Here is a 5011-nt window from a genome sequence, read left to right on the forward strand (position 1 = left end):
AAGTAATTTATTGCAGGTTAAACAAAAGTTTTCATACTTATTTAGAATTAATATAAATTATAAATTATAAAACCCTTAACATTTCTCAAATAAAGTCAAAGTCTTATTTTTGTCCTCAATTTGAGCGGCGATAAATTACCTTAATTGTCTTATTGTAATAGTAATTATCTTGCCAGAATTAAGATAGAAATATTTTAAATATGAAAAAGGTTTTGTACCGCCATCAGATTTCTAAACTATTTACTTTTACTCTAGTAGTTTTTCTACTCCTTTCAAATTCTCTTTTATCCCAGGAAGGAAGCCCGGAACAAAATGATGAAGTGGCTACTGAAGTTGCCGCTGAGTCTAGTGATTCAGGCTCTGGTGATGTTGCAAAAGGGAAACAATTATTTAATCAGAATTGTGCAGCCTGTCATGCATTGAATCGAAAGATGACGGGGCCGGCCTTAGCTAATGTTGAATCCAGACTTGCCGAAGATGAAGGATTGGATAAAGAATGGTTATATGCATGGATTAAGAATAGTGCTGGGATGATTAGTTCCGGAGATGCGTATGCAACCAAAGTGTATGCAGAATACAATCAGGCGGCGATGACCGCTTTTCCTACACTTTCCAATGCAGACATTGATAATATCTTGGCTTATACTGCCGCTCCACCTCCAGCACCGGTTGCGGCTGCTGCGGCAACTACAGCAATCGAGGGTGGTAGTGATTCCGGGATTACTAATGAAATCATTTTGGGAGCCCTTGTACTTGTTTTTGCCTTACTGGTGATGATGCTGTTTTTAGTCAACAATACTTTGCAACGCATAGCCGAGGCCAACGGCGTTGCAATGGAAAAAGATAGGGCTGTTAAACGAACTCCATTGTGGAAGGCATTTGCACAGAACCAATTTCTGGTACTCGTATCTGCTATTTTCCTTTTATTGGCGAGCGCATATTTTGCTTATGGATGGATGATGCAAGTGGGTGTAGATCAAGGTTACGCCCCAATTCAGCCCATACATTATTCACACAAGGTGCATGCGGGGGATAATAAAATTGAATGCAAATATTGCCATTCGTCGGCTAGGGTATCTAAGCATTCTGGAATCCCCTCTTTAAATGTCTGTATGAATTGTCATAAATCTATTTATGAATATAAAGGGAATCCTGAAGGTCCAAGTCCTGAAGATTTGGCAAATGGGTATACAAATGAATTCTATACCGGGGAAATTAAGAAACTTTATAAAGCGGTAGGTTGGGATGAAGAGAATCAAAAATATACAGGAGAAAGTCGGCCGGTAGAATGGGTAAGGATTCATAATCTGCCAGATTTGGCTTACTTTAATCACTCTCAACACGTCTCCGTTGCAGGTATTGAATGTCAAACTTGTCATGGCCCCGTGGAGGAAATGGAAATCATGTATCAATATTCTCCATTGACCATGGGATGGTGTATTAATTGCCATAGAGAAACAAATGTTAAGGTAGAGGACAACGCTTACTATGCTAAAATACATGAAGAGTTATCCAAAAAATATGGGGTTGAAAACCTTACTGCTGCTCAAATGGGCGGTTTAGAATGTGGCAAGTGTCACTATTAGAAATAAATAAGCATCTAATTACAGATATATAGTATGGCATCAAAAAAGTATTGGAAAAGCGAAGCGGAGTTAAATCCCAACGATTCCATCGTGGAGACGCTAAGACAAAACGAATTTCCGGAAGAAATACCAGTTGATGAATTTCTGGGGGATAAGGAGAATTTGTCTGCCAGTACGACAAATAGACGAGATTTTCTGAAATATGTAGGGTTTAGTACTGCCGCCGCTTCTTTAGCAGCTTGTGAGGGTCCTGTAAGAAAGTCCATACCTTATGTTATTAAGCCTGAGCAAATAATACCGGGTATCGCGAATTATTACGCAACCACTATAGCTAATGGCTATGATTTTGCCAGTATTTTGATAAAAACCCGGGAAGGCAGACCAATTAAAGTGGAAAATAATAAGGATGCAAAAACAAATGGTAATAGCAATGCCAGAATACAAGCATCTGTTCTTTCTTTATATGACAGTACGAGATTACAAGGTCCATTAGCAAATGGAGAACCTGCAGAGTGGACTGCATTGGACACTTCGGTAAAAAATAAGTTGGAAGCATTAAAAGGCTCAGAGAAGCAAATAGTATTGCTCACTCAAACTTATGCAAGTCCGTCTACCACAAAATTAATAAGTGAGTTTAAGGAAGTATACGGGAACGTAGATCACATTGCTTATGATGCCATAAGCGAAGATGCGGCTTTAGCTGCTTTTGAAGCTAAATTTGGAGAAAGGGCATTACCGACATATGATTTTGAAAAAGCAGAAATCATTGTTTCTTTTGGTGCAGATTTCCTGGCCGATTGGCAAGGTGGAGGTTATGACAGTGGTTATTCCAAAGGAAGAATTCCCAAAAATGGTAAAATGTCCAGGCATATCCAGTTTGAATCCAATATGTCTCTTACCGGAGCAAATGCCGATAAGCGAATTGCAATAAAACCATCAGAACAAAAAAAGGCGCTGGCGAGTTTATTTGGTAAACTGAATAATAGTTCTGTTAATGTTGATCTTAGCGATAATATCAGCAGAGCGGTTGACAATGTTGTCGCAGAAATAAAGAAAGCGGGGAATAAAGCGGTTGTGGTAACAGGATTGGATGATGTAAACGCCCAGGCGGTTGCTTTGTCAATAAATGAAATGTTGGGCAGTATTGCTTTTAGCCCAAGTTTGCCAAGATATATCAGACAGGGAAATAGCCGGGCTGTTAATAGGCTCATTCAGGATATGAATTCAGGAAAAGTGGGCGCTTTGATCATGGATGGTGTTAATCCTATGTACACGCTGCCGAACGCTTCTGAGTTTGCTCAAGGTGTTGCAAAAGTAGATTTATCGGTTACTTTTTCTACAAATTGGAATGAGACCACAGAAATTACAGAATTTACTGCTGCTTCTAATCACTTTTTGGAATCCTGGGGAGATGCTGAATTAGTGAAAGGACACTACAGTCTTATACAACCTACCATAAAAGAACTTTTTGATACCAGGCAATTTCAGCAGTCACTCCTGCAGTGGATGGGTAGTGAATTAAGTTATTACGACTATATAAAAGAGACATGGAACTCTGGTATTCTAGGAGAGGCTTCCTGGAATAGAGCACTTCATGATGGTGTTTTTGAATTAGAATCAAATACAGAAGGAGAAACATCTACAACAAATGAAAGCTCTGTTGATCAGACAATGGATCAACAAGCCGAAGCTAATACAGCAATAGCACCAATTTCTTCCGCGGTAAGTTCACTGGCAAATTCATCTGCCGATGGAATGGAACTTGTTCTTTATCCAAAAATTGGGATGGGTGACGGTCAGCAAGCTAATAATCCTTGGTTACAGGAATTTCCGGATCCTATCACCAGGGTCTCATGGGATAATTATGTTACAGTATCTGGAGCAGATGCCTCCTCATTAGGATTGATAAATGAAAACGTAGCTAATGGAGGTCTGAATGGAAGTTATGCTAAACTTACGGTTAACGGAGTTTCGCTTAATAATGTTCCGGTTATTATTCAGCCAGGTCAGGCCGCTGGTACTGTGGGACTATCATTTGGTTTTGGCAGGCAAGTAGGTATGAAAACTGAAATGCAAACCGGTGTTAATGCTTATGCGTTATATCAGGGTTTTAATAACATTCAAAATGTAACTCTTGAAAAGGCATCAGGAATGCATGAGTTTGCATGTATTCAACTGCATAATACCCTTATGGGTAGAGGTGATATCATAAAGGAGACGACCTTAGAGATATTTAATACAAAAGATCATTCGGAATGGAATCATGTACCACAGGTGTCATTAAACCATCAGGAAGTTCCTGCAACTACAGTTGATCTTTGGGATAGTTTTGACAGGTCTATAGGACATCATTTTAATATGTCAATAGATTTGAACGCCTGTACTGGTTGTGGTGCGTGTGTTATAGCCTGTCATGCAGAGAATAATGTGCCTGTTGTGGGTAAAGAAGAGGTTCGCAAATCGAGAGATATGCATTGGTTGCGAATAGACAGATATTATTCTTCAGAAGATACTTTTGACCAGGATAATACTAAAAAAGATGAATTTTCAGGAGCTTCAGAGACAAAGTCGGGCTTTGAAGAAATGGAGCTGGCTGCGATTAATCCACAGGTTGCATTTCAACCTGTAATGTGTCAGCATTGTAACCATGCTCCTTGCGAGACCGTTTGTCCGGTGGCTGCAACAACTCATAGTCGTCAGGGTCAGAATCATATGACCTACAATAGATGTGTAGGTACCAGATACTGTGCCAACAACTGCCCGTATAAAGTAAGGAGGTTCAACTGGTTCTTATTAAATAATAATGAAGAATTTGATTACCATTTCAATAATGATCTTGGTAAAATGGTTATTAATCCGGATGTTACCGTACGCTCCAGAGGCGTAATAGAGAAGTGTTCTCTATGTATCCAGATGACCCAAAAGACAATTCTTGATGCAAAACGTGAAGGAAGAGAAATTATAGATGGTGAGTTTCAGACTGCTTGTTCAAATGCTTGTAGTAATGGAGCAATTGTGTTTGGAGATTCAAATGATGATGAAAGCCAGGTAACAGAATTAAAGAAGAATGACAGGATGTACCACTTATTAGAGAGTGTGGGAACAAAACCAAATGTGTTTTATCAGGTAAAAGTGAGAAACACAAATGAGGCATAATAAATTAAGAAAGAATACAACTATAATAAAACTATATGGCGTCGCATTACGAAGCACCAATACGTAAACCCTTAGTTCTTGGGGACAAAGGCTACCATGATGTATCGGTAGATATTGCAGCTCCGATTGAAGGACGGGCTAACAGACTGTGGTGGATTGTTTTTTCCATTGCATTGGCAGCATTCCTTTGGGGTGTAGGTGCTATAATTTATACAATTTCCACAGGTATTGGAGTTTGGGGTCTCAATAAAACAGTAAACTGGGCCTGG

2 protein-coding genes and 1 pseudogene are annotated in these 5011 nt (G+C 39.3%); all 3 read left to right on the plus strand.

The window, feature by feature from the left end:
- Nucleotides 1–200: 200 nt before the first annotated feature.
- Entirely contained in the window at nucleotides 201–1586 is a 1386-nt protein-coding gene (locus tag WBN20_RS09165) for a cytochrome c3 family protein (RefSeq protein WP_424281469.1), read from the plus strand.
- 33 nt (nucleotides 1587–1619) lie between these two features.
- A complete protein-coding gene (locus WBN20_RS09170) occupies nucleotides 1620–4742 on the plus strand; it encodes a TAT-variant-translocated molybdopterin oxidoreductase (RefSeq protein ID WP_424281470.1) in 3123 nt (1040 codons plus the stop codon).
- Nucleotides 4743–4777: 35 nt separating this feature from the next.
- Nucleotides 4778–5011: pseudogene (locus WBN20_RS09175) on the plus strand (NrfD/PsrC family molybdoenzyme membrane anchor subunit); the annotation flags it as partial.

Source organism: Eudoraea sp. (assembly GCF_049665975.1).
Taxonomy (GTDB): Bacteria; Bacteroidota; Bacteroidia; order Flavobacteriales; family Flavobacteriaceae; genus Eudoraea.

Bases quoted from the DNA above. Each gene is read 5' to 3' on its own strand.
- WBN20_RS09165 (WP_424281469.1), top strand. From the start codon at position 201: ATGAAAAAGGTTTTGTACCGCCATCAGATTTCTAAACTATTTACTTTT.
- WBN20_RS09170 (WP_424281470.1), top strand. From the start codon at position 1,620: ATGGCATCAAAAAAGTATTGGAAAAGCGAAGCGGAGTTAAATCCCAAC.